Source organism: Vibrio sp. 378, assembly GCF_033339435.1.
The window spans coordinates 1-538 of record NZ_JAWOUO010001071.1 but is presented as its reverse complement, the minus strand read 5'-3'; the positions used below and the strand labels follow the sequence as shown (position 1 = coordinate 538).

General features: G+C 39.6%; 1 protein-coding gene. It reads left to right on the top strand.

Annotated features, from left to right (window positions below; genetic code table 11):
• Positions 1 to 362: ATPase (locus tag R7Q48_RS30420; RefSeq protein ID WP_318134137.1), on the top strand; the 362-nt coding region annotated here is incomplete at its 5' end.
• Positions 363 to 538 lie beyond the last annotated feature (176 nt).

Below are 538 nucleotides of genomic sequence, written 5' to 3'. Positions count from 1 at the left end.
TTTCGCAAACTTTTTCCACAGATGAACTCAGTTTGTTATGGCGCGCTAAGTACAATCAAAACCTGTTCCAAAATCAGCTAAAAGCCTCGGTTCAGTACAAAGAAGAGTTAACGCAAAAAGCAAATGAGCTTATCAAGCTTAGTACCGAGTCGCAGTGGGCAGCCAATGGCTGGGAAAAGCTCGCTCAAAGTTGCAGACATAATAATGAAACAGCGAACCAAATCAGTGCAGAATGGTATAGAGAAAACGCTCAACAACTGGCTAAAGACTATACGACCCTCTCCTCGCAATTTCTGGGATTGGCCCACCTTTATGACAAAGAAGCGAGTGCATTAAAATACACCCAAGGCTCTCGCCATTAAACTGTTACAAAATGGGACTGTTCCCCTTAATAAAATTGATTAACAAATAACCAAACCAGCCATTTTATAGAGACACACGTCACAATAATGCTTTACTTACGCGCATTTTTTGGTTAATTTACCCATTAACAAAATTTAATAAAAAGTCACATTTGGCTGGAGATGATGCTACAAAA